Raw genomic sequence first — 19,629 nt, forward strand, 5'->3', positions numbered from 1 at the left:
GTTACCCCGACGGGGGTTCATCTCGATCCTCCGAAGTCGGGCATAATGCCCGTCGAACCCACCCGAGACCAGGAGCGCCCCGGTGATCAGCGAGCTGCAGAACGAGTTCCACGGCCTTCCGGTCGCGGAGTTCCCCATTGACACCGCCCCGACCATCCCCACCGCGGGCCCGGTCGCCTGGCGGATCTCCGTTCCCACCTATGAGGCGCCCCTCGAGTGGCCGGAGGCGTTCGCGAAGTTCCGGGCAGCGGTCGATCCGTCCAGCGTGCAAGCCATCGTCGTCGGCGGCTGGTCCGACCCCTACGACAGCAGTTCGGCCGACGTCGTCGCTGCTCTCGTCGCCGCGGCCGCCGAACTCCCCTCGCTGCGGGCCCTGTTCATCGGCGACATGACCAGCGAGGACTGCGAGATCTCGTGGATCGTGCAGTCGGACGTCACCGCCCTGCTGACCGCGTTTCCCCGGCTGGAGCGCCTGGGCGTGCGCGGCGGCACGCAACTGGCGCTGAGCCCGGTCCGGCACGAGAACCTGCGCAGCCTGACGATCGAGTCGGGCGGCCTGCCCGCCGACGTGGTCCGGGCGGTGGCGGCCTCGGACCTGCCGGCCCTGACAGACCTGGAATTGTGGCTGGGGACAGAGGAGTACGGGGCCGACGCCACCGCCGAGGACCTCGCCCCGATCCTCGCCGGCGAGAAGCTCCCGAGGTTGACCCGTCTCGCGCTCTCCAACAGTGACGAGCAGGACGCGATTGCGGCGGCGGTGGCCACCGCGCCGATCGTCCCGCGGCTGCGCACCCTGGATCTGTCCAAGGGTGTGCTGCTGGACGCGGGTGCCGAGGCGCTGCTCGGCGGACAGTCGCTCACCCACCTCGAATCGCTCGACCTGCATCACAACTACCTGAGCGACGGCATGCGGGACCGCCTGCGGGCGGCACTCGAGCCGTCGGGCGTGCGGCTGGATCTCGACGCCGGGAACGCCGACGAGGACGAGTACGACGGAACGATCTACCGGTCGGTCGCGGTCGGCGAATGAGCGGTCCACGCCTGGCGGTCGTGGGCAACCCGGACAACCGTCGCGTCACGATGCTGCTGGACGCCGCGGCCCGCGGCGGCATGCCGACCCCGCGGGTGGTGCCCTGGCGTGCGGTGCTCGGTGAGGGCGGCGCTCGGTTCGACCCCGACGAGTTGGTGCGACTCGACTCGCCGGGCGAGGATCCGGACGTGGACGCACTGCTCCGCGGACCCGGCGACCCGACTCGCATCGCCGACGGCCCCCGGTGGTACGCGTCGCTGCTCGCCGCGGTCGGAACCCTGCGTGGCGGGCGACCGCTGACCGACCCGGATGATCTGGCCGTGCTGTTCGACAAGCGGCGGTGCCACGCCGTCCTCGCGGACGGCGATGTCCCGGTGCCGATTTCCCCCACCTCGGGCGGCGCCGCGTCGGCCCCGCGGAACTGGCCGGAGGTGCGGGAGTCGGCCGCGGCCGCCGGGCTGCGACGGTTCTTCGTCAAACCCGCGCACGGATCCTCCGCGGCCGGGGTGGTCGCGGTGGAAACCGCGTCGGGCGGCCGGGTGCAGGCCCGCAGCAGCGTGGAGATCGCCGCCGACGGGGTCTACAACTCCCTGCGCGTGCGCCGACTCGGTGGAGAGGCCGAGGTCGGCGCCCTCGTGGACGCTCTGGCCGGAGAAAACCTGCACATCGAGGCGTGGCTGCCGAAACCGTCGCTGCGGGGCCGCGCCGCGGACCTGCGAATAGTGGTCGTGGCCGGGCGCGCCACACACGCGGTGCTCCGCACCAGCGCGCACCCGATGACCAATCTGCACCTGGGCGGGCAGCGCGGCGACCTGGACTCCGCGAGAGCAGGATTCGACTCGTCGGGGTTCGGCTGGGAACAGGCACTCGGCGTCGCGGAACGCGCCGCCGCCCGGTTCCCGCGCACCCTGTGTGTGGGGGTGGACCTGCTGCCCTCCGCGGACTGGCGCGGTGCGGCGGTGGGTGAGGTCAATGCCTTCGGTGACCTGCTCCCGGGCCTGAGCGGGCTCCCGGGTCGCGCCGACGGCCTCGACACGTACGGGGCGCAACTGGCCGCGATCGAAGGATGGGCCGATGATGCCGCAGCCTGACACGGTGATCGCCGCACACCCGGAATCGACTGCGCCGCAGCCCGACATGAACGCCGTCGTCGGCTCGGACGACATCCTGCTGATCACGCTGGACACCCTGCGCTACGACGTGGCCTGCGAGCTCGCGGCCGCGGGGCGGATCCCGAACCTGGCACGGCATCTGCCCGGCGGCCGGTGGGAGCAGCGCCATGCCCCCGGCAGCTTCACCTACGCCTCGCACCAGGCGATGTTCGCGGGATTCCTCCCCACTCCGGTGGGACAGGGGCCGCACCCGCGCCTGTTCGCGGCGGAATTCGGCGGGAGCGAGTCCACTGCCGCCGGGACCTTCGTATTCGCCGAATCGAACCTGGTCGAAGGTCTCGCGGCCGCCGGCTACCACACCGTCTGCATCGGCGGTGTCGGCTTCTTCAACCGCCGGGGTGCGCTGGGTTCGGTGCTGCCCGACCTGTTCGACGAGGCGCACTGGTCTCCCGAACTCGGGGTGACGTCACCCACGTCGTTCGAGGCTCAGGTGGATCTGGCCGCGCGAGTCGTGGACCGGCTTCCCGCCGACCGTCGACTGTTCCTTTTCGTCAACGTATCCGCTCTGCACCAACCGAATTGGTTCTTCAGCGAGGGAGCCACTGCGGATCACGGGGACACCCGGGCAACGCACGCGGCCGCGCTGGAGTACGTGGATCGGCACATCGGACGGCTGTTCGCCGCCGTGTCGAGCCGGCGCCGCTGCTTCGCGATCGTGTGCTCCGACCACGGCACCACGTACGGCGAGGACGGATACACGGGGCATCGCCTGGGACACCCCGTGGTGTGGACGGTGCCCTACGCCCACTTCTTCCTCGAGGGACCGAGATGACCGCCGTCGACCTGCCCCTTCCGGTGTCGCCGGACACCGTCACCGCGGATTACCTTCCGCCGTACCAGAACTACGTGTACGCGTACCCGCACAAGACGGCGTATCGGCCGCTGCACCCGCGCCCGGCCCTGACCGAACTGTGGGCGAACGAACCTCAGGACGCGCTGTCGCTGTACCTGCACGTGCCGTTCTGCGAGGTGCGCTGCGGCTTCTGCAACCTCTTCACCCGGGTCGGCGCACCGGACGAGCTGACCACCCGATACCTCGACGCCCTGGAGCGGCAGGCGCAGGCGGTGCGCGAGGCCCTGGCACCGCAGGCGCAGTTCGCGACCGCGGCGTTCGGCGGCGGAACCCCCACCTACCTGACCGCGGCGGAACTGAACCGGCTGTGCGACATCGCCGAAGGCATGGGCGCCGACCTGCGGGCGATCCCGCTGTCGGTGGAGGCGTCACCGTCGACGGCCACCGCCGACCGGCTCGCGGTGCTCGCCGAGCGCGGTGTCACCCGGCTCAGCCTCGGCGTGCAGAGCTTCGACGACACCGAGGCTCGGGCGGCGGTCCGCCCGCAACGCCGCGCGGACGTCGACGCTGCCCTGCAGCGGGTCCGGGACGCCGCGATCGCGGTCCTGAACATCGATCTGATCTACGGGATCGACGGCCAGACACCAGAATCCTGGGCCGCCTCCCTCGATGCCGCGCTGGCCTGGCGTCCGGAGGAGTTGTACCTGTACCCGCTCTACGTGCGACCGCTGACCGGACTGGCGCGCCGCGGCGGCGGCCCGGACCCGGACTGGGACGCCCACCGACTGGACCTCTACCGCCGCGGCCGTGACCACCTGCTCTCGGCGGGCTACGTCCAGGAGTCGATGCGCATGTTCCGGCGCGCCGACGCACCGGATCTCGGTCCGAACGACTACGCCTGCCAGACCGACGGCATGATCGGACTCGGCTGTGGCGCAAGGTCATATACGAGAGCGCTGCACTACTCGTTCGACTACGCGGTCGGTGCGCACGAGGTGAGGGCCATCATCGACGACTACGTGTCGGGCACCGTCGACAACTTCCGCCGCGCCGTGGTGGGCCACACGATGACCGAGGACGAGTCCCGACGACGGCACCTGCTGCAGTCGGTACTGCAGGTGTCGGGAATACCGTTGGCGGACTACCGCTCCCGATTCGGGTCCGACCCGCACGAGCATTTCGGCGCCGAGCTGCACGGGTGGCTCGACCGTGGATGGCTCGACGCCGACGGGGACCGGCTCCGGCTGACCCCACTGGGCCTGGCGTACTCCGACGCCCTCGGGCCGGAGTTGTTCTCCCCGCAGGTGCGGGCCGCGATGGCCGAGTACGAGGGCCGCTGACGGTGCTGACCCTCCTGTACCGGGGTCCCCTGGCCTCGTGCGACTACGACTGTCCGTACTGCCCGTTCGCCAAACGTCGGGACACCCCCGAGCAGTTGCGAGCCGACCGCGCCGCACTGGAGCGCTTCTGCGCGTGGGTGGCAGGCCAGGACCGGGAGCTGTCGATCCTGTTCACCCCGTGGGGCGAGGGCCTGGTCCGGTCCTGGTACCGGCGGGCGTTGGTGGAACTGTCCCGGCTGCCGCACGTTCGCCGGGTGGCGATCCAGACCAACCTCAGCTGCCGCACCGGCTGGCTCGCCGACGCCGACCGCGACGCGGTCGCGCTGTGGTGCACGTATCACCCCGGGCAGACCCCGCACGACCGGTTCCTCGCGAAGACCACCGAGCTCACCGCGCTCGGCGTGCGGTTCAGTGTCGGTGTCGTGGGACTGCCGGAACATCTGGCGGCCGCCCGTCGGCTGCGTGCCGACCTGCCCGGTTCGGTCTACCTGTGGGTCAACGCCGCCGAGGGACACAAATACACCGACGCCGACGCGGCCGACTGGGCCGGGATCGACCCGCTCTTCGAGTTCAGCCGGCATCCGCACCGGACGCGCGGGCGTGCGTGCCGTACCGGGGACTCGGTGGTGTCCGTCGACGGCGGCGGCACCGTCCGGCGCTGCCATTTCGTCCCCGAGGAGATCGGCAACCTCTACGACGGCACCTTCGAGCAGGCGTTGCGGCCGCGGCCCTGTCCATTGGACGTGTGCGACTGCCACATCGGGTACGTGCACGCCGAGCAGCTTCCGCTGTACGACGTCTTCGCGGGCGGCGTGCTGGAACGGATCCCGGCGGAGCCGGTCTGGTTGTCGGCGGAGCCGGTGTGGTTGCCGCTCCCCGACGCGCCCGCACCTCGCTGACTGGTCGGCCGGGCAGCGGTGTCCACAGGTTCGGTACCGTTCGGTGTCGGCCCGCGACCGTGTGGTTTCGACCGGCTCTGCACATCCGAACTGGGAGGTTCCCGTGGCTGGTGGTCTCGTCGCCCTGTTGGACGACGTCGCAGCGATCGCGAAAGCGGCCGCGGCGTCGCTCGACGACATCGGAGCGGCGGCCGGCAAGGCCAGCGTCAAGGCAGCGGGCGTGGTCGTCGACGACACCGCCGTCACGCCCCGCTACGTGCACGGCTTCTCCCCCCAACGCGAACTGCCCATCATCCGCAAGATCGCGATCGGGTCGATCCGCAACAAGCTGCTGATCATCCTGCCGGTGGCGATGCTCCTGAGCCAGTTCCTTCCCCAGGCCCTGCCGTACCTGCTGATCGCCGGCGGCACGTTCCTGTGCTACGAGGGCGCCGAGAAGGTCTACGAGGCACTCACCGGCGGTCATCACGAGGACGAGGGCACGGCCGAGGCGCAGGGCGGGCCCGAGCACGAGAAGACGATGGTCAGCGGCGCGATCCGCACCGACCTGATCCTGTCCGCCGAGATCATGGTGATATCCCTGTCGTCGGTCGAGGACGAACCGTTCCTCACCCGCCTGTTGGTGCTCATCGTCGTCGCGATCCTCATCACCATCCTGGTATACGGCGTCGTCGCCCTGATCGTGAAGATGGACGATGTCGGCCTCGCGCTCGCGCAGCGCAAGTCGACGTTCAGTCAGCGGATCGGTCGCGGCCTCGTCGCCGCGATGCCGAAGGTGATGGCGACGCTCACCGTCGTCGGTATCGCCGCGATGCTGTGGGTCGGCGGCCACATCCTCATCGTCAACGTCGGCGAGGCCGGATTCCACTGGCCCGCCGATCGCCTCCACGATCTCGAGCACTGGTTCGGCGATCTCGTGCACGGCGGCTTCGGCGGCGTGCTGTCCTGGACCGCGGGGACCGTGGCGTCCGCCCTCGTCGGACTCGTCGTCGGCGCGATCGTCGTGCTGGTCATGCACCTGATTCCGAAGCGGAAGAAGAAGGACGCGGCGCACTGACCGGTCTGTGGAGACCTGAACCTAAGGGACCTGGAAGACGGCGGCCCCCGGGCTGACGGGGACGTGGTCCCCGGTCCGGTAGGAGGACGCGGTCGCGACGACCACGCCGGCGCCGGTGTACACCGTCGCAGGGGTGTACCGACACCAGTCCTCCGGCGCGATCGGGCCGCGGTAGTCGAGCGGGACGCGTCGGACCTCGGCGGAGCCGGTGGCCCCGGTCGTCAGGTTCCGCCAGTTCACGGTCACGCCGATGCAGTCGTACGAGTCGATCACGTACGTCGTCGGGCGCGCCAGCCGAAAGGTCACCTCACCAGGCGGACCTGTCGTCGCCGACGGGGTCAGGGACACCAGCGGCGGAACGTAGCACCTGAACCCGACGCCGCAGCCAGACAGGAACGTGACCGGGATCTGAAAGGCCGTCGTCGATGCCGGTGGGCCCGGAGGTGGGTTCGCCGACGCGGCGGCCAGGCCGAGGGACGACACCAGGACGGACCCGAACGCAACGGCTCCGGCGACGAGCAGACGAGGAATAGCTGTCCGGTGCATGGCTGCCCTCCCACCGTGGGATCCGCCCCGACCCTGCCGTATGCCAGCGTAGCCGCCGAGCACCGGCCGATCGGCCGAATGCCAGGCGCCATGTCGGCGCCGGCCGCAACCGCTCACAACGGCGAATGCAACGGGCGGGCAGGACCCCACGTCGGATGTGTCGGTGGTTCAGGCCCGATCGTGCACGGGCGAGGGAATTCTGGTGGCGCGGTACGAGTCGCCGCTCCGGGTGGGGCGCCACAGGCGCCAGTGCTTCGCGGACAGCCGGAACGGGAGATGGTCCTGCAGATGGCGAGCACCTGGCGACAGCCGTTCGTCGGCGGGCAGGTTGAGCCACAGGGAGAGCGAGGAAGCCGCGGTACCGAGGGTTGCGCGGATGCCCGAGCCGCCCAGCAGCCGTCCGTACCCGTCCACGGCGAAACCCCCGAACGCGTCGGGGGTGATGTCGGGATACGGGGCGCGGGCGTCCGGATCGACGAGGCGCACGGGTGTGCGGTAGGTCAGCGCGGCCAGGGAACGCCCGTGGGTCGTTACCGCGTCGGGTCCGACGACGACGAGCGCATCGAGCGCGTGGTTCACGGATTCGGGTGAAACGTTCCACTTCGAGTGGGTTCGGGCGCGGTAGCGGGGTCCGCCGAAACGCTCGGTGGCGACCGCCACCAGCTGTTCGGTCACCGCGGGCGCTCCGCCCGCAGCGACCTCGAACGCCCACGATGGCGACACCGGTTCGGCGCAGGCGTCGACGAAACCCTGCAGACGCCGGAATGCCTCGTGAGGATGCTTGGCGCGAAGCGAGTGCGCACCGCCCGCGGACGCGGGCAGTCCGTCATAGGTCACCACCTGAGGGAGGGTTGCGTCCCGTGTCGTCCGCGCCACCTGCCCATCGTAGATATCCGTGTCGCGCGACCATGACCCGATGGAGGTTCCGAGCCAACACCCGCCGGTATTACGAACGGATGCACCGCTTCCCGGGTGGACTGATCGTGCTCGGCGACGGTCTGTGCAGCTTCAACCCGATCTACGGCCAGGGAATGCCGACCAGCACCTGCGACGCGATGACGTTGTGGGAATGCCTCGACCGTGGCGTCCGCAGGGACGAGAGCCTCGACGCGATCGCCCACCGCTTCCGGCAGAGTTCTGGCGGCTGTCCTCGCCGAATCGGCACGGGCCGGTCGCCTTCGCCCGAGAGGTCGGGACGCCATCGCACCGGCGGTCGGCGTGGGCTCGCCGAAGATGTGACGGCGTCCGGCCCCGGCGACTCGCGCAGCTCCCGGTCGGTCAGGCGCTGACGCCGGCAGTGAGGATGGAGGCGAGTTCGCGGTAGGCGCTCGCGTCGTCGAGCCCGGTGTCTGCCCGGACGCCACCCTGCTGGATCCGCACCATCATCGTCGCGGCGAGGTCCGCGGCGAATGCGGCGTGCACCCGCCGGAAGTCGCCGGTCGCGACGCCGTCGCTGATCAGCTCGTGCACACGGCGGGCCGCGATGCGGGTGTTGCGTTCGTACACCTCACGGGCGGGGGCGAGCGCGTCCAGGTCGGCCATGAACTGGTCCGACGCGTCCGCGAGGGCCTCGCCGACCGCGGTCAGGTATGCGGCGATGCGTTCGCGGGGGCCGGCGGTCCCGGCCACGCTCGCCTCGATGCGCTCGGTCGCACGCTTGAAGTAGTGCACCGTCGCGGCGGTGACCAGCTGTTCCTTGCTCCCGGCCAGGGTGTAGAGGGTGGACTTCGAGCACTTCAGCCGGGCCGCGATCGCGTCGAGCGTCAGATGCGCGAAGCCCTCGGCGAGAAACAGCTCGACCAGGGCGTCGAACAGTTCTGTGCGTCGTGCAGTCGCGAAGGACGAGCGGGTCTCCATACGGTGGATAGTACTGCCGGACCGCTTGCAGTACCCTCGAGTGAGCAGTACTGTGCTCCGTAATTCAGTACTACCTTCCGTGTCATCTGCGAGGAGAAGCCGTGGCCGTCGACCGCCTGCTGCCCACCGACGAGGCGCGGGATCTGATCCAGCTCACCCGCGACGTCGCCGACAAGGTCCTGACACCGATCGTCGACGAACACGAGAAGACCGAGACCTACCCCGAGGGCGTGTTCGCGACGCTCGGCGAGGCGGGACTGCTGAGCCTGCCGTACCCGGAGGAGTGGGGCGGCGGGGGCCAGCCCTACGAGGTGTACCTGCAGGTGCTCGAGGAGATCGCCGCCCGCTGGGCCTCGGTCGCGGTGGCGGTCAGCGTCCACAGCCTGGCCTGTCATCCACTGATGGCGTTCGGCACCGACGAGCAGAAGCAGCAGTGGCTTCCGGAGATGCTCGGCGGCAACACGATCGGCGCCTACAGCCTCTCCGAGCCGCAGGCCGGATCCGATGCCGCGGCCCTCGCGTGCAAGGCCACCGCGACCGACGGCGGATACCGGGTCAACGGCGCCAAGGCGTGGATCACCCACGGCGGGATCGCCGACTTCTACAACCTGTTCGCCCGCACCGGCGAGGGCTCGAAGGGCATCTCGTGTTTCCTCGTCCCGAAGGACACCGAGGGCCTGAGCTTCGGCAAGCCCGAGGAGAAGATGGGCCTGCACGCGGTGCCCACCACCTCCGCCCACTACGACGACGCCTTCGTGCCCACCGAGCGGCGCATCGGCGCCGAGGGCCAGGGCCTGCAGATCGCGTTCAGCGCGCTCGATTCCGGTCGCCTCGGCATTGCCGCCGTCGCGGTCGGGCTCGCCCAGGCCGCCCTCGACGAAGCGGTCGCCTACGCCCGGGAACGGACGACGTTCGGCCGCAAGATCATCGACCACCAGGGCCTCGGATTCCTGCTCGCCGACATGGCCGCCGCCGTCGACTCGGCTCGCGCCACCTATCTCGACGCGGCCCGCCGGCGCGACGCCGGACTGCCCTACTCCCGCAACGCCTCGGTCGCCAAACTCGTCGCCACCGACGCCGCGATGAAGGTGACGACCGACGCCGTCCAGGTGCTCGGCGGCTACGGCTACACTCGCGACTTCCGCGTCGAGCGGTACATGCGCGAAGCGAAGATCACCCAGATCTTCGAGGGCACCAACCAGATTCAGCGCCTCGTGATCAGCCGCCACCTCGCCGGCTGACCCTCTCTCCACCCACCGAAAGAGACCCATGCCCACCTCTGTGATCGTTGCCGGCGCCCGCACCCCGATGGGTCGCCTCCTTGGATCGTTGAAGGACTTCTCCGGCGCCGACCTCGGCGGCATCGCCATCAAGGGCGCGCTCGACAAGGCCGGCGTGTCCCCGGATCAGGTCGACTACGTCATCATGGGCCAGGTCCTCACCGCCGGTGCCGGCCAGATCCCCGCGCGGCAGGCCGCGGTCAAAGCCGGTATCCCGATGGATGTTCCGGCCCTGACCATCAACAAGGTCTGCCTGTCGGGTGTCACCGCGATCGCGATGGCCGACCAGCTGATCCGCGCCGGGGAGTTCGACGTCGTCGTCGCCGGCGGCCAGGAGTCGATGAGCCAGGCACCGCACCTGCTCGAGAAGAGCCGCACCGGGTTCAAGTACGGCGACGTCACGATGCGCGATCACATGGCGTTCGACGGCCTGCACGACATCTTCACCGATCAGGGCATGGGCAATCTCACCGAGTACGCCAACATCGACGAGCGGGCGGTCTCCCGCGAGGAGCAGGACGCGTTCTCCGCGGCATCCCACCAGAACGCCGCCCGCGCGTGGAAGGACGGCCTGTTCGACGACGAGGTCGTGCCCGTGGAGATCCCGCAGCGCAAGGGCGACCCGATCCTGTTCAGCACCGACGAGGGCATCCGCCCCGACACCACCACCGAGACCCTGTCGAAGCTGCCGCCCGCGTTCGCGAAGGACGGCACCGTGACCGCCGGGTCGGCGTCGCAGATCTCCGACGGCGCGGCCGCGGTCGTCGTGATGAGCAAGGCCAAGGCCGAGGAGCTCGGGCTGAGCTGGATCGCGGAGATCGGCGCCCACGGCGTGGTCGCCGGGCCCGACTCGACACTGCAGTCGCAGCCGTCCCGCGCCATCGCGAAGGCGTGCGAGCGGGAGGGCATCGCCCCGACCGATCTCGATCTCGTCGAGATCAACGAGGCGTTCGCCGCGGTCGGCGTCGCCTCCGCCCGTGAGCTCGGACTCGACCCGCAGCGTGTCAACGTCAACGGCGGCGCGATCGCGCTCGGCCATCCGCTCGGCATGTCCGGTGCCCGCATCGCCCTGCACCTCGCGCTCGAACTCCGCCGCCGCGGCGGCGGCACCGGCGCGGTCGCACTCTGCGGCGGCGGTGGCCAGGGCGACGCCCTCATCCTGCACGTCCGCTGACACCGAACCACCTCGGGCACAGCGCTCTCCGTGACAGGAGCGCGCACACGCATCCACATCAGAGGAGCACCATGAACATCGACGGAGCCGTCGCGATCGTCACCGGCGGCGCGTCCGGCCTGGGCAACGCCACCGCACGCGAACTGCACGCGCGCGGAGCCCAGGTCGTCCTGATCGACCTCCCCACCTCCAGCGGCCACGACGCCGCCGCCGAGATCGGCGACGGCGCGCACTTCGTCGCCGCCGACGTCACCTCCGCCGACGACATCGCCAAGGCCGTCGACTTCGCGGCCGGCCTGGGCGACCTGCGGGTCGCCGTGAACTGCGCCGGCGTCGCCACCCCCGGCAAGGTTCTCGGCCGGAACGGCGCACTGCCGCTCGAGGATTTCGAGCGCGTCGTCCGCATCAACCTGGTCGGCACGTTCAACGTGATTCGCCTTGCCGCGGAGAAGATCTCGGCCACCGAACCGATCGACGGTGAGCGCGGCGTCATCATCGACACCGCCTCCGTCGCCGCGTTCGACGGCCAGATCGGCCAGCCCGCCTACGCCGCTTCCAAGGGCGGTGTCGCGGCCCTGACACTCCCCCTCGCCCGGGAGTTCGCCCGCCACCTCATCCGCGTCGTCACCATCGCCCCGGGAATCTTCGAAACCCCGATGATGGCCGGACTGCCGGAAGAGGCCCAGCGTTCGCTCGGCGAACAGGTCCCCCACCCCTCCCGACTGGGCAAGGCCACCGAGTACGCCGCACTGGCCGCCCACATCATCGACAACCCCATGCTCAACGGGGAAACCATCCGGCTCGACGGCGCCATCCGCATGGCACCGAAGTAGCGCATACTCCGCGACCCGGGCCGGTGCGTCCGGGATCCGGCCACAAAACCACCTGCCGCTCTTCCCCGGGCCTGGAACCGGCCCCGGGGAAGAGCGGCTTACGTGGTCCGAGAGTTGAGCTGCTCAGAAAGGCCGACCCAGCAGCGTTGCGAGCAGCTGTAGCGGCATCGTGATGAACGACGCCCCGACGAAGAGCGCCGATCGCAGTGGATCACCGGCCAGGTACCCCTCGCGGATCCACTCCAAGGTGTCAACAGCAGAACCCATTCGATTTCCTCCCCATTCGTTTGCGATTCACCAAAATCGTCGCCCGCGAGCAACGATCCGTTACAGGATCTCCGGCGGGCAACCGCGTGACGAGCCCGATATCGTCTGCCGCCAAAGGGTTTGAGAATGCCGAAAGCGGCGCGGCGACAGCGTCTGCGTTCCGGGCCCGAGAAATGAGGAGGACGCGTGCGGTTCGCGCTGGATGTGCTGTCGGCCGACGTGCCTGCGGAGCAGGTCGATGAGGCTCGCGACTTCTACGCCTCGCGGCCGGCCGGCCGCGGCCCCAGCACTCTCGAGGAGTTGTGGGAGGTGCGCGCGGCGAGGTCCGCGCCCTCGCCCGCCGACCCCCCGGCGTTTGAGGAGGTGGTCACAGCCGCGGGAGCTCGGGTGCCGGTACGGATCTGCACACCCACCGACGGGCGCGTGCGGGGCGTCTACCTCGACATCCACGGCGGCGGCTTCTACATGGACTCCGCAGCGCGGGACGACGTCCGGAACCGTGAGCTCGCCGATGCTCTCCGCATCGCCGTCGTCAGCGTCGACTACCGGCTGGCACCGGAGCACCCGTGGCCGGCCGCACCCGACGACTGTGAGACGGCGGCACTCTGGCTCGTCGAACACACACAGGCCCGCTTCGGATCCTCCCGACTGGCCATCGGCGGGCGCTCGGCTGGAGCGACACTCGCGCTGGCAACCCTGCTCCGGCTGAGGGACAGAGGCGCCGTCGACGGGTTCACCGGCGCCGCACTCCAATTCGGCACCTACGACTTGAGCGCGCAGACCCCCGCCGGACGTCGGATCGCAGACGAGTACTTCATCCATGCCTACGCCGGTCACGTGGCAGACCGCACCACCCCAGACATCTCCCCCGTCTACGGCGACCTCCACGGACTTCCCCCGGCACTGCTGGTGGTCGGGAGCAAAGACGTGTTGCTGGAAGACAACCTCGCGATGGCAGGCCGGCTCTCCGCCGCCGGTAACGAGGTCGAACTCCGGATCTATCCCGAGGCACCCCACGGGTTCACCGGCCACCCCACGACCATGGCCAGGACGGCGCTCGGCGGCATCAACTCATGGCTGCTCGAGCGAATCACCCAGCCGTAGAGACGCAGCGAACGTCAGGGTGACGCACGTCATGCTTGCTTTCGAACTATTGCCGATATATCGTTGAGCCATCGGAAGAGCTGAGAGTCGGAAAGCGACCTCGCCACCGACATCCACGAACATCAACGAGAGGCAACAACCACCATGGAGAACATCCAGGATTTCAACCGACACGAGATCAGCGGTCGAGGACGCCACGACCGCCCGGGACGAACCGGCCGCGAGCACGGACGCCGGAACGGCGGACCCGAGGCCGGCGGCCACGGCCGACGCAGCGGGCAGGGCGGCGGCCACGGCCGAGGAGGGGACTTCGGTCCCCACGGCGACCACGGGCCGCGGTGCGACCGCGGCCCCCGAGGTGAGTTCCCCCGCGGCCGCCGCGGCGGACGCGGGCCGGAGAACGAGCGGGTCGGCCTCGGCCGCGGCCGAGGCCGCGGTGGCCGAGGACGGCGCGGCGACGTGCGGACCGCAGTGCTGGTGCTGCTCGCCGAGGGCGAGATGCACGGGTACGAATTGATCCAACAGATCGCCGAGCGAAGCAACGGCGTGTGGAAGCCCAGCCCCGGCTCGGTCTACCCCGCACTCGCCCAGCTCGAGGACGAGGGACTCGTCCTCATCGAGAAGGTCGCCGGCCGGAAGAACGCCCGGCTCACCGAGGCGGGCACCACCTACGTCAGCGAGCACCGCGACGCGCTGGGCACCCCGTGGGACGAGATCCGGGCCGGCGTCGGACGCCCCACCCAGGAACTGCGCGACCTGATGCACCAGCTCACCGGCGCAGTCCGGCAGGCGGCCTTCGCCGGCACCGCCGAGCAGGCGCAGGCCACGGCCGACGTGCTGACCGAGGCGCGGCGCGCGATCTACCGCATCCTCGCCGACGAGCACACCGCGGGCAGCGAGGACGGCCCCGAGACCTCCGAGTAGTCCCCGACACGATGCGATGACTCCGCATCGAACGCCAGAATGTCGGAATACCTTGCCCCAGTGATCATTCGATGAGAGAGGGTATTCGGACAGGTCGGCGACCACCCCATTGACATTGGACCACAAATGCCGAACGGCGGGGCCTGAGAACAATCTCGGGCCCCGCAACTCGGTAACACGGAAGCGTCAGGCGCTCGGCACAGGAGTCCAGGCCGGGTCGGTGCTGTTCGTGACGAGGATGTCACCCTCCTGCACACGACCGATCTCCTTGAGGTCGCGGATCACGCGGGCGGTACCGACCGCGACGCCGCGGCTCGAGCCGATGCCCTGGAGCACACCGTCGGAGTCGTCGGGGGCGGCGGCCTCGATCGCGGCCGGGTCGGCCCACGGCTCGCCGTCCATGAGGAAGTAGTCGGGGCTGATCTCGCGACGGTCGAAGCGGTCGAACGCGGCCCGGCGACCCTTGATCTTCGCGTCCACCAGGCGCTGCGAGAAGGCGCCGTCGAGGAGGTCGAAGAGCTTCAGCTGCGCGAGGAAGAAGTGGTCGAGCTCGCCGGTCAGGTGGCCACGCTCGCGCAGACGGGAGCCCAGCTCATGGAAACCGAGGCGGGGTCGTGTACGGAGCCCGGTCGACGGCCCCTCGGTCTCCGCGTACACCCGAGAGCTGACGATGTGGGTCTCGACGCCGTCCACCCGCAACTTGCGGGGTTTGGGGGTGGATCCACGCGGGGAGGCTATCGAAGTGGTGGAGCCAAGCTTCGGCCACAGGCTCTCGCCACCGGTGTGACCCACGGGCCGCTCACGCAATGACTCCGGCCACGGTGTCCGTACGAAACGTTGACGCAACCGTCCAAAGGTGCGACGCATCAGTCCAAGACCTACGACCACTGCAAAGGCCACTATTGGGACCCGATATCCGGATGTGCCGGGCGTCACAGCAATCCACGATGGAGGTTATGACCAAATGGCTATCGACTTCGACTTGAGCCCCGAGCAAGCGGTTCTACAGAAGGCAGCGCGATCGTTCGCTGAGGAGCGGCTCTCCTTGGTCGAAGGCGTAATCGCACCGTACCCCGCTCCCGAGCAGCGGTTCGCTGCCATCAAACCCTTCTACCAGGAGATGGTTGATGCAGGATTCCTGAAGGCGTTGTTGCCCGTCGAGTACGGAGGAACGGCGATGTCCGCCCTCGACTTCTCCATCGCTGCCGAAGAAATGACGGTTGTTGATATCAATGTGCCGAGCGCGTTGCTTGCTACGGGGCTTGGGCTGAAGCCGATCATCGACTTCGGCACAGAGGAGCAGAAGGCTCGCTTCCTGCCACCGTTCGCGGGTGATCAGCCGTTGCTGGCAGCGTGGGCATTCACCGAGACGCATGGTGCCGCAAACCTGGACTCCACGGACTCCTCGGTGGGCATCCAGACTTTCGCCCGGCTGGATGGCGACGAATGGGTTATCAACGGCGACAAGCATTTCACTACCAATGGATCGGGCTGGGATGCTAAGGGCGGGGACTTGATTTCCGTCCTGTGCCGAACCGACCCGAGCCTGCCTCCGAAGGAGTCGGCCGCGGTCATCGTCGTCCCGGGCAATGCTCCTGGTGTGAAGGTCGAGTCATTCATCGACACTATGGGGCACCGCGCAACCGCGTCTCCGAGGATCACCTTCACCGATGTCAGGGTTCCGGCCGGCAACATCATTGGCGCGCCTGGCGATGGGATGGAAATCGCTCGAAGGACCTTCAACTGGTCATCGGTGATCATCGGTGCGGCGTGCGTCGGGCGGATGCGGGCAGCTTTCGAGTACGCGCTGGACTTCTGTAAGACCGACAAGCGGTCCGGGCCGGTGCCAATCATCGAATACCAGAATGTCGGTTACATGTTGGTGGATATCAAGACTCGGATCGAGGCAGCACGGTACTTCACGTGGAAGGGATGCGACCTGTACGACAAGACCGGCGCCGAGGACGAGGAAATCGGACACATGGTCAAGGTGTTCGCATCCGAGCTGTCAGTACAGACGGTGTACGACGCCATGCGAGTGGTGGGAGTGAATGCTTACGGCGATCAAACTCCGATCGCAGCGATCATGGAGGACGTGCTCTGCTTCCCCGTCTATGACGGCGGCAACATGGGTGTCCGACGCCGCCAGCTCCACGCACTGATCAAGCGGCATGACTACGACCCGATGCAGTCCGCAGCGGGAATCGTGTCGAGCTAGGGTGCGGCTGACAGCCCTCGCCATGGGTTCATGACGAGCGATTCGCCTCACGATATTGCGATGGTGTGCAACCGAGGTTGCGCTGGAAAGTACGCGTCAGATGAGAACTGTCACAAAATCCCCATCGTGCAGCGATCTTTCCCAGCGTGACTTCGCTCGGTGCGGTCTGAAGATCGCTCATCGCTCCTCGAAGGCGCTCGTCTCGGACGCAGGCGGAGAAGGTTGTACCGACCGACTGGAACACCCGGTGCAGAGTCCTCACAGAGATCGATGCTTCTCGAGCAGCGGCCTCGGCGGTGACTCGCCCCAGTGGAAGTGCGGTGCGAATGTAGTGCTGAACGATCCGGCGCACGGCAGAATCTCCCCGGTCCTCGTCCACCCGTACGCTGCGCCCCGCATACGTCGACGCAACCGCGGAAAGGACGTCAGTGAAGGCTGTTTCGAGTGTTTGCAATGCGTCGGCATCGAGGATGGGCCGATCTCGCCAAAGCACATTCATCATCGTTCCGACGACGGAACCGGGACCGGTGGCCGTGTCGATGGCGCGAGACATGGCATCGTCGACACGAATCGCCGACAACCGATGTTCCTGCGGAATCCGGAAAGACAACACCCGCCAACTGTCTTGCTCGGGTGGCTCGCGGAACTCCAGCGTGTAAGGGCGGGTTGTGTCGAAGACCGCGAAACTGCCCGGCCGGACAACACACCGCCTGTCATCCTGCTCCCCGTAGCAGGTCCCAGCAAGCTGCAAGTTGACGAAGAGCGCATCGATGGGAGCGCGCCGAATCTCAGCGGGGCCGTGTGTCAACAACTGAGTGCAGGAGGCGATCTCAGCGCTGTTGGTGTGGGTCAGCGGTTCGGACCGCACCCAGCCCGGTACGCCGGCCGGGGTCGCGCTGTGATCAATCTGCGCTTGCCCGCGTACTGGGGTGAGTGGGGTGAATGCCTCACAGATGACGTCGCCCCAGTAACGGGCCTGATCCTTGACGTCCAGGCCAGAAGTCGACCAGTAAGGCACGGTATTCCTCCGAAATCACAATGCGTGGTTCAGCACTGACCACACAGTCGACGCATCCGTCGACGTTGTCAAGAGGTAGGGGAAATGCAATGAGTTCACGCACTCCAACGGTGAATTTGGGTGCATTATCACATCGTTGAGCGAATGATTATCTCACGGTTTTAGAAATCCGTGGACGGTTGATGGCGTGGTATCCAATTAATAGAATTCGCCGCCAACCGTTGCATTTATCATGCTTGCCGCATCCGTCCGGCAACAAGAAGTAGAGGAGCAGGGAATGTCTGCGAGTTCAGTAATTTCATCCGAATTCCAGCTGCCGGCAGTTTCGTCTTTCCTGGCGAGCCCGGTGCTGAACCTGATCAATGGCAGGCAGGAAATGTCTGCATCCGGGGAGCTATTCACCACCCCTAACCCATCCAACGGGACTTCGTTGGCCCAGATCGCCCTGGGATCCCCTGTCGATGTCGACCGGGCTGTCGCGGCTGCGCGAAGTGCGCTCGACGGGCCGTGGAGCCGGCTGAGTCCGTCTCAGCGAGGCAAGATCATGTGGAAAGTCGCTGATCTCCTTGAGGAACGGCTCGAGGAATTTGCCATCCTCGAGGCTCTTGACAGCGGAAAGCCCGCCTCCTACGCCCGGCTCGTTGACGTCCCTCTGACCGTCGATTGGTTTCGCTACTTCGCGGGCTGGCCCACCAAACTCGAAGGAACCACCATCCCGGTCTCGGCAGTGGCGACGCCCGGGGACTATTTCGCCTACACCGTCCGTGAGCCGGTTGGCGTGGTGGCCGCGATTGTCGCCTGGAACTTCCCGCTGATGCTGGCTGCCTGGAAGCTCGCCCCAGCCCTGGCCGCGGGTAATACCGTAGTCCTGAAGCCGGCCGAACAGACTCCGCTCACCGCGGCGCTGCTCGGGGAAGTGCTGCTCGAGGCAGGGGTCCCCCCCGGCGTCGTCAACATCGTGCACGGATACGGCGACCAAGTTGGGGCGGCGCTCACTGCACACCCCGGAGTCGACAAGGTCTCGTTCACTGGATCCACGGAGGTGGGCAAGAAGATCATTGCTGCGGCCCAGGGAAACCTCAAGAAGGTCACTCTCGAACTTGGTGGTAAGTCACCGAATGTGATCTTCGCTGATGCGGACATCGATGCCGCGATCGCCGGGGCTGCGAACGCGATCTTCTTCAATCAGGGCGAAGCTTGCGAAGCCGGATCCCGGCTCTTTGTTCAGTCGTCGGTGTATGACCGGGTTGTCGCCGGGATCACTGACGCGGCAAAGCAACTCAACGTTGGAGATAGCCTGGCTCCGGATACCCAGATCGGGCCCCTCGTCTCGCAAGAGCAGCTTGACCGTGTGCTCGGTTACCTCGACATTGGCCGCAGCGAGGGTGCCACCGCAGTCACCGGTGGCGGGCGCAAGGGCGAGGCGGGCTACTTCGTCGAACCCACAGTGCTGGTCGACACCAAGCCCACGATGCGTGTGGTCAAGGAGGAGATCTTCGGACCCGTCGTTACGGTCTCGCCCTTTGACGACGTCGACGACGTGATTCGTGCCGCCAATGACACCGACTACGGCCTTGCTGCCGGCGTCTGGACCTCTGACGTTGCAAAGGCACACAGCGTAGCGGCGAAGTTCAAGGCCGGAACCGTGTGGGTCAACAGTTACCACATCCTCGATCCCGCCCTACCGTTCGGCGGCTACAAGCAGTCCGGGTGGGGTCGCGAACACGGTTCGTCCGCTCTCGACGCGTACACCGAGAACAAGACCGTAATTCTGAAGAAGGGATAGCAGTTCCACCCAGAGGCAGGGGCCGCGTGTGGCCCCTGCCTCTGGAGTCTGCGACCAACGGCATGCACCCATCACGTAGTAGCCAGATGACTTCTCCGAGAAGCCGGATCGAGGACGATCTTGTCGTCAACCTCGCCGTCGAGTGGTTGCCCTATGGAGGACCGCCAGTCGAGGAGATCTGGGTCCGTTTCGGCCTGAAGGGTCACAAGTACTGGAACCGCGTACTTGCCCTCGTCACGGTGAAAGCGCGACGAGGGCCACTCAGTTCGGAGACTGTGAAGCAAATCCAGGCGTTGGCTCTATCGCGCCTACATCCATCTGAGTCCAGCCA

At 67.8% G+C, this 19,629-nt stretch carries 19 protein-coding genes; 13 read left to right on the forward strand and 6 right to left on the reverse strand.

Annotation, left to right across the window (positions count from 1 at the left end):
* The first annotated feature begins 82 nt into the window (after positions 1-82).
* From ACWDUM_RS09150 to ACWDUM_RS09175, 6 genes are all read left to right on the forward strand, one after another.
* A complete protein-coding gene (locus ACWDUM_RS09150; protein ID WP_450133723.1) occupies positions 83-1,030 on the forward strand; it encodes an STM4015 family protein in 948 nt (315 codons plus the stop codon).
* Positions 1,027-2,121 carry an STM4014 family protein gene (locus ACWDUM_RS09155; RefSeq protein WP_450133724.1) on the forward strand — a complete coding sequence of 365 codons (1,095 nt, stop codon included), beginning with the start codon at positions 1,027-1,029 and terminating at the stop codon, positions 2,119-2,121. The genes ACWDUM_RS09150 and ACWDUM_RS09155 overlap by 4 nt, the downstream gene beginning before the upstream one ends.
* Positions 2,105-2,974, forward strand: coding sequence for an STM4013/SEN3800 family hydrolase (locus ACWDUM_RS09160; protein ID WP_450133725.1), 870 nt, complete (start codon positions 2,105-2,107; stop codon positions 2,972-2,974). Before ACWDUM_RS09155 ends, ACWDUM_RS09160 begins: the two co-directional genes overlap by 17 nt.
* The gene (locus tag ACWDUM_RS09165) at positions 2,971-4,335 is read left to right on the forward strand and encodes an STM4012 family radical SAM protein (protein WP_450133726.1); all 1,365 of its coding nucleotides are present in this window, start codon (positions 2,971-2,973) and stop codon (positions 4,333-4,335) included. Before ACWDUM_RS09160 ends, ACWDUM_RS09165 begins: the two co-directional genes overlap by 4 nt.
* Positions 4,336-4,337: 2 nt before the next feature.
* The gene (locus ACWDUM_RS09170; RefSeq protein ID WP_450133727.1) at positions 4,338-5,234 is read left to right on the forward strand and encodes an STM4011 family radical SAM protein; all 897 of its coding nucleotides are present in this window, start codon (positions 4,338-4,340) and stop codon (positions 5,232-5,234) included.
* Positions 5,235-5,337: 103 nt separating this feature from the next.
* Positions 5,338-6,291 (forward strand): DUF808 domain-containing protein, encoded by a 954-nt coding sequence (locus tag ACWDUM_RS09175; RefSeq protein WP_450115296.1) that lies wholly within the window; start codon positions 5,338-5,340, stop codon positions 6,289-6,291.
* Positions 6,292-6,312: 21 nt separating this feature from the next.
* Here ACWDUM_RS09175 and ACWDUM_RS09180 read toward each other — a convergent pair whose 3' ends face one another.
* From ACWDUM_RS09180 to ACWDUM_RS09190, 3 genes are all read right to left on the reverse strand, one after another.
* Complete coding sequence (locus tag ACWDUM_RS09180) at positions 6,313-6,597, reverse strand: hypothetical protein (protein ID WP_450133728.1); 285 nt, start codon at positions 6,595-6,597, stop codon at positions 6,313-6,315.
* A 408-nt stretch (positions 6,598-7,005) separates the two neighbouring features.
* Complete coding sequence (locus ACWDUM_RS09185; RefSeq protein WP_450133729.1) at positions 7,006-7,713, reverse strand: hypothetical protein; 708 nt, start codon at positions 7,711-7,713, stop codon at positions 7,006-7,008.
* A gap of 402 nt (positions 7,714-8,115) precedes the next feature.
* The gene (locus tag ACWDUM_RS09190; protein WP_450133730.1) at positions 8,116-8,694 is read right to left on the reverse strand and encodes a TetR/AcrR family transcriptional regulator; all 579 of its coding nucleotides are present in this window, start codon (positions 8,692-8,694) and stop codon (positions 8,116-8,118) included.
* Between the two features lie 101 nt (positions 8,695-8,795).
* Between ACWDUM_RS09190 and ACWDUM_RS09195 the strand changes: the two genes are divergently transcribed.
* The 3 genes from ACWDUM_RS09195 to ACWDUM_RS09205 all read left to right on the forward strand — a co-directional run bounded on the left by ACWDUM_RS09195 (position 8,796) and on the right by ACWDUM_RS09205 (position 11,981).
* The gene (locus ACWDUM_RS09195) at positions 8,796-9,935 is read left to right on the forward strand and encodes an acyl-CoA dehydrogenase family protein (RefSeq protein WP_450133731.1); all 1,140 of its coding nucleotides are present in this window, start codon (positions 8,796-8,798) and stop codon (positions 9,933-9,935) included.
* Positions 9,936-9,963: 28 nt separating this feature from the next.
* A complete protein-coding gene (locus ACWDUM_RS09200; protein ID WP_450133732.1) occupies positions 9,964-11,148 on the forward strand; it encodes an acetyl-CoA C-acetyltransferase in 1,185 nt (394 codons plus the stop codon).
* Between the two features lie 71 nt (positions 11,149-11,219).
* Entirely contained in the window at positions 11,220-11,981 is a 762-nt protein-coding gene (locus tag ACWDUM_RS09205; protein ID WP_450115290.1) for an SDR family NAD(P)-dependent oxidoreductase, read from the forward strand.
* Between the two features lie 123 nt (positions 11,982-12,104).
* On the opposite strand, the gene ACWDUM_RS09210 is transcribed toward ACWDUM_RS09205, so the two are convergent.
* The gene (locus ACWDUM_RS09210; protein WP_450133733.1) at positions 12,105-12,248 is read right to left on the reverse strand and encodes a hypothetical protein; all 144 of its coding nucleotides are present in this window, start codon (positions 12,246-12,248) and stop codon (positions 12,105-12,107) included.
* 186 nt (positions 12,249-12,434) lie between these two features.
* Here ACWDUM_RS09210 and ACWDUM_RS09215 point away from each other — a divergent pair, with 186 nt between their 5' ends.
* Positions 12,435-13,352 (forward strand): alpha/beta hydrolase fold domain-containing protein, encoded by a 918-nt coding sequence (locus tag ACWDUM_RS09215; protein ID WP_450133734.1) that lies wholly within the window; start codon positions 12,435-12,437, stop codon positions 13,350-13,352.
* A 459-nt stretch (positions 13,353-13,811) separates the two neighbouring features.
* Positions 13,812-14,276: a PadR family transcriptional regulator gene (locus ACWDUM_RS09220; protein ID WP_450133735.1), complete on the forward strand. Its 465-nt coding sequence runs from the start codon at positions 13,812-13,814 to the stop codon at positions 14,274-14,276.
* Positions 14,277-14,462: 186 nt separating this feature from the next.
* On the opposite strand, the gene ACWDUM_RS09225 is transcribed toward ACWDUM_RS09220, so the two are convergent.
* Positions 14,463-15,068 carry a hypothetical protein gene (locus tag ACWDUM_RS09225; protein ID WP_450133736.1) on the reverse strand — a complete coding sequence of 202 codons (606 nt, stop codon included), beginning with the start codon at positions 15,066-15,068 and terminating at the stop codon, positions 14,463-14,465.
* 172 nt (positions 15,069-15,240) lie between these two features.
* Here ACWDUM_RS09225 and ACWDUM_RS09230 point away from each other — a divergent pair, with 172 nt between their 5' ends.
* Positions 15,241-16,494: an acyl-CoA dehydrogenase family protein gene (locus ACWDUM_RS09230; protein ID WP_450133737.1), complete on the forward strand. Its 1,254-nt coding sequence runs from the start codon at positions 15,241-15,243 to the stop codon at positions 16,492-16,494.
* Positions 16,495-16,522: 28 nt separating this feature from the next.
* Here the strand turns inward: ACWDUM_RS09230 and ACWDUM_RS09235 are convergent, their stop codons facing one another.
* Positions 16,523-17,512, reverse strand: coding sequence for a helix-turn-helix domain-containing protein (locus ACWDUM_RS09235; RefSeq protein WP_450133738.1), 990 nt, complete (start codon positions 17,510-17,512; stop codon positions 16,523-16,525).
* 277 nt (positions 17,513-17,789) lie between these two features.
* Between ACWDUM_RS09235 and ACWDUM_RS09240 the strand changes: the two genes are divergently transcribed.
* Positions 17,790-19,298, forward strand: a complete 1,509-nt coding sequence (locus ACWDUM_RS09240) for an aldehyde dehydrogenase family protein (RefSeq protein ID WP_450133739.1) — start codon at positions 17,790-17,792, stop codon at positions 19,296-19,298.
* The last annotated feature ends 331 nt before the right edge of the window (positions 19,299-19,629 follow it).

Source organism: Rhodococcus sp. NPDC003322, assembly GCF_053589555.1.

Bases quoted from the DNA above. Each gene is read 5' to 3' on its own strand.
- ACWDUM_RS09155 (WP_450133724.1), top strand. From the start codon at position 1,027: ATGAGCGGTCCACGCCTGGCGGTCGTGGGCAACCCGGACAACCGTCGC.
- ACWDUM_RS09160 (WP_450133725.1), top strand. From the start codon at position 2,105: ATGATGCCGCAGCCTGACACGGTGATCGCCGCACACCCGGAATCGACT.
- ACWDUM_RS09165 (WP_450133726.1), top strand. From the start codon at position 2,971: ATGACCGCCGTCGACCTGCCCCTTCCGGTGTCGCCGGACACCGTCACC.
- ACWDUM_RS09190 (WP_450133730.1), bottom strand. From the start codon at position 8,694: ATGGAGACCCGCTCGTCCTTCGCGACTGCACGACGCACAGAACTGTTC.
- ACWDUM_RS09200 (WP_450133732.1), top strand. From the start codon at position 9,964: ATGCCCACCTCTGTGATCGTTGCCGGCGCCCGCACCCCGATGGGTCGC.
- ACWDUM_RS09205 (WP_450115290.1), top strand. From the start codon at position 11,220: ATGAACATCGACGGAGCCGTCGCGATCGTCACCGGCGGCGCGTCCGGC.
- ACWDUM_RS09210 (WP_450133733.1), bottom strand. From the start codon at position 12,248: ATGGGTTCTGCTGTTGACACCTTGGAGTGGATCCGCGAGGGGTACCTG.
- ACWDUM_RS09230 (WP_450133737.1), top strand. From the start codon at position 15,241: ATGGCTATCGACTTCGACTTGAGCCCCGAGCAAGCGGTTCTACAGAAG.
- ACWDUM_RS09240 (WP_450133739.1), top strand. From the start codon at position 17,790: ATGTCTGCGAGTTCAGTAATTTCATCCGAATTCCAGCTGCCGGCAGTT.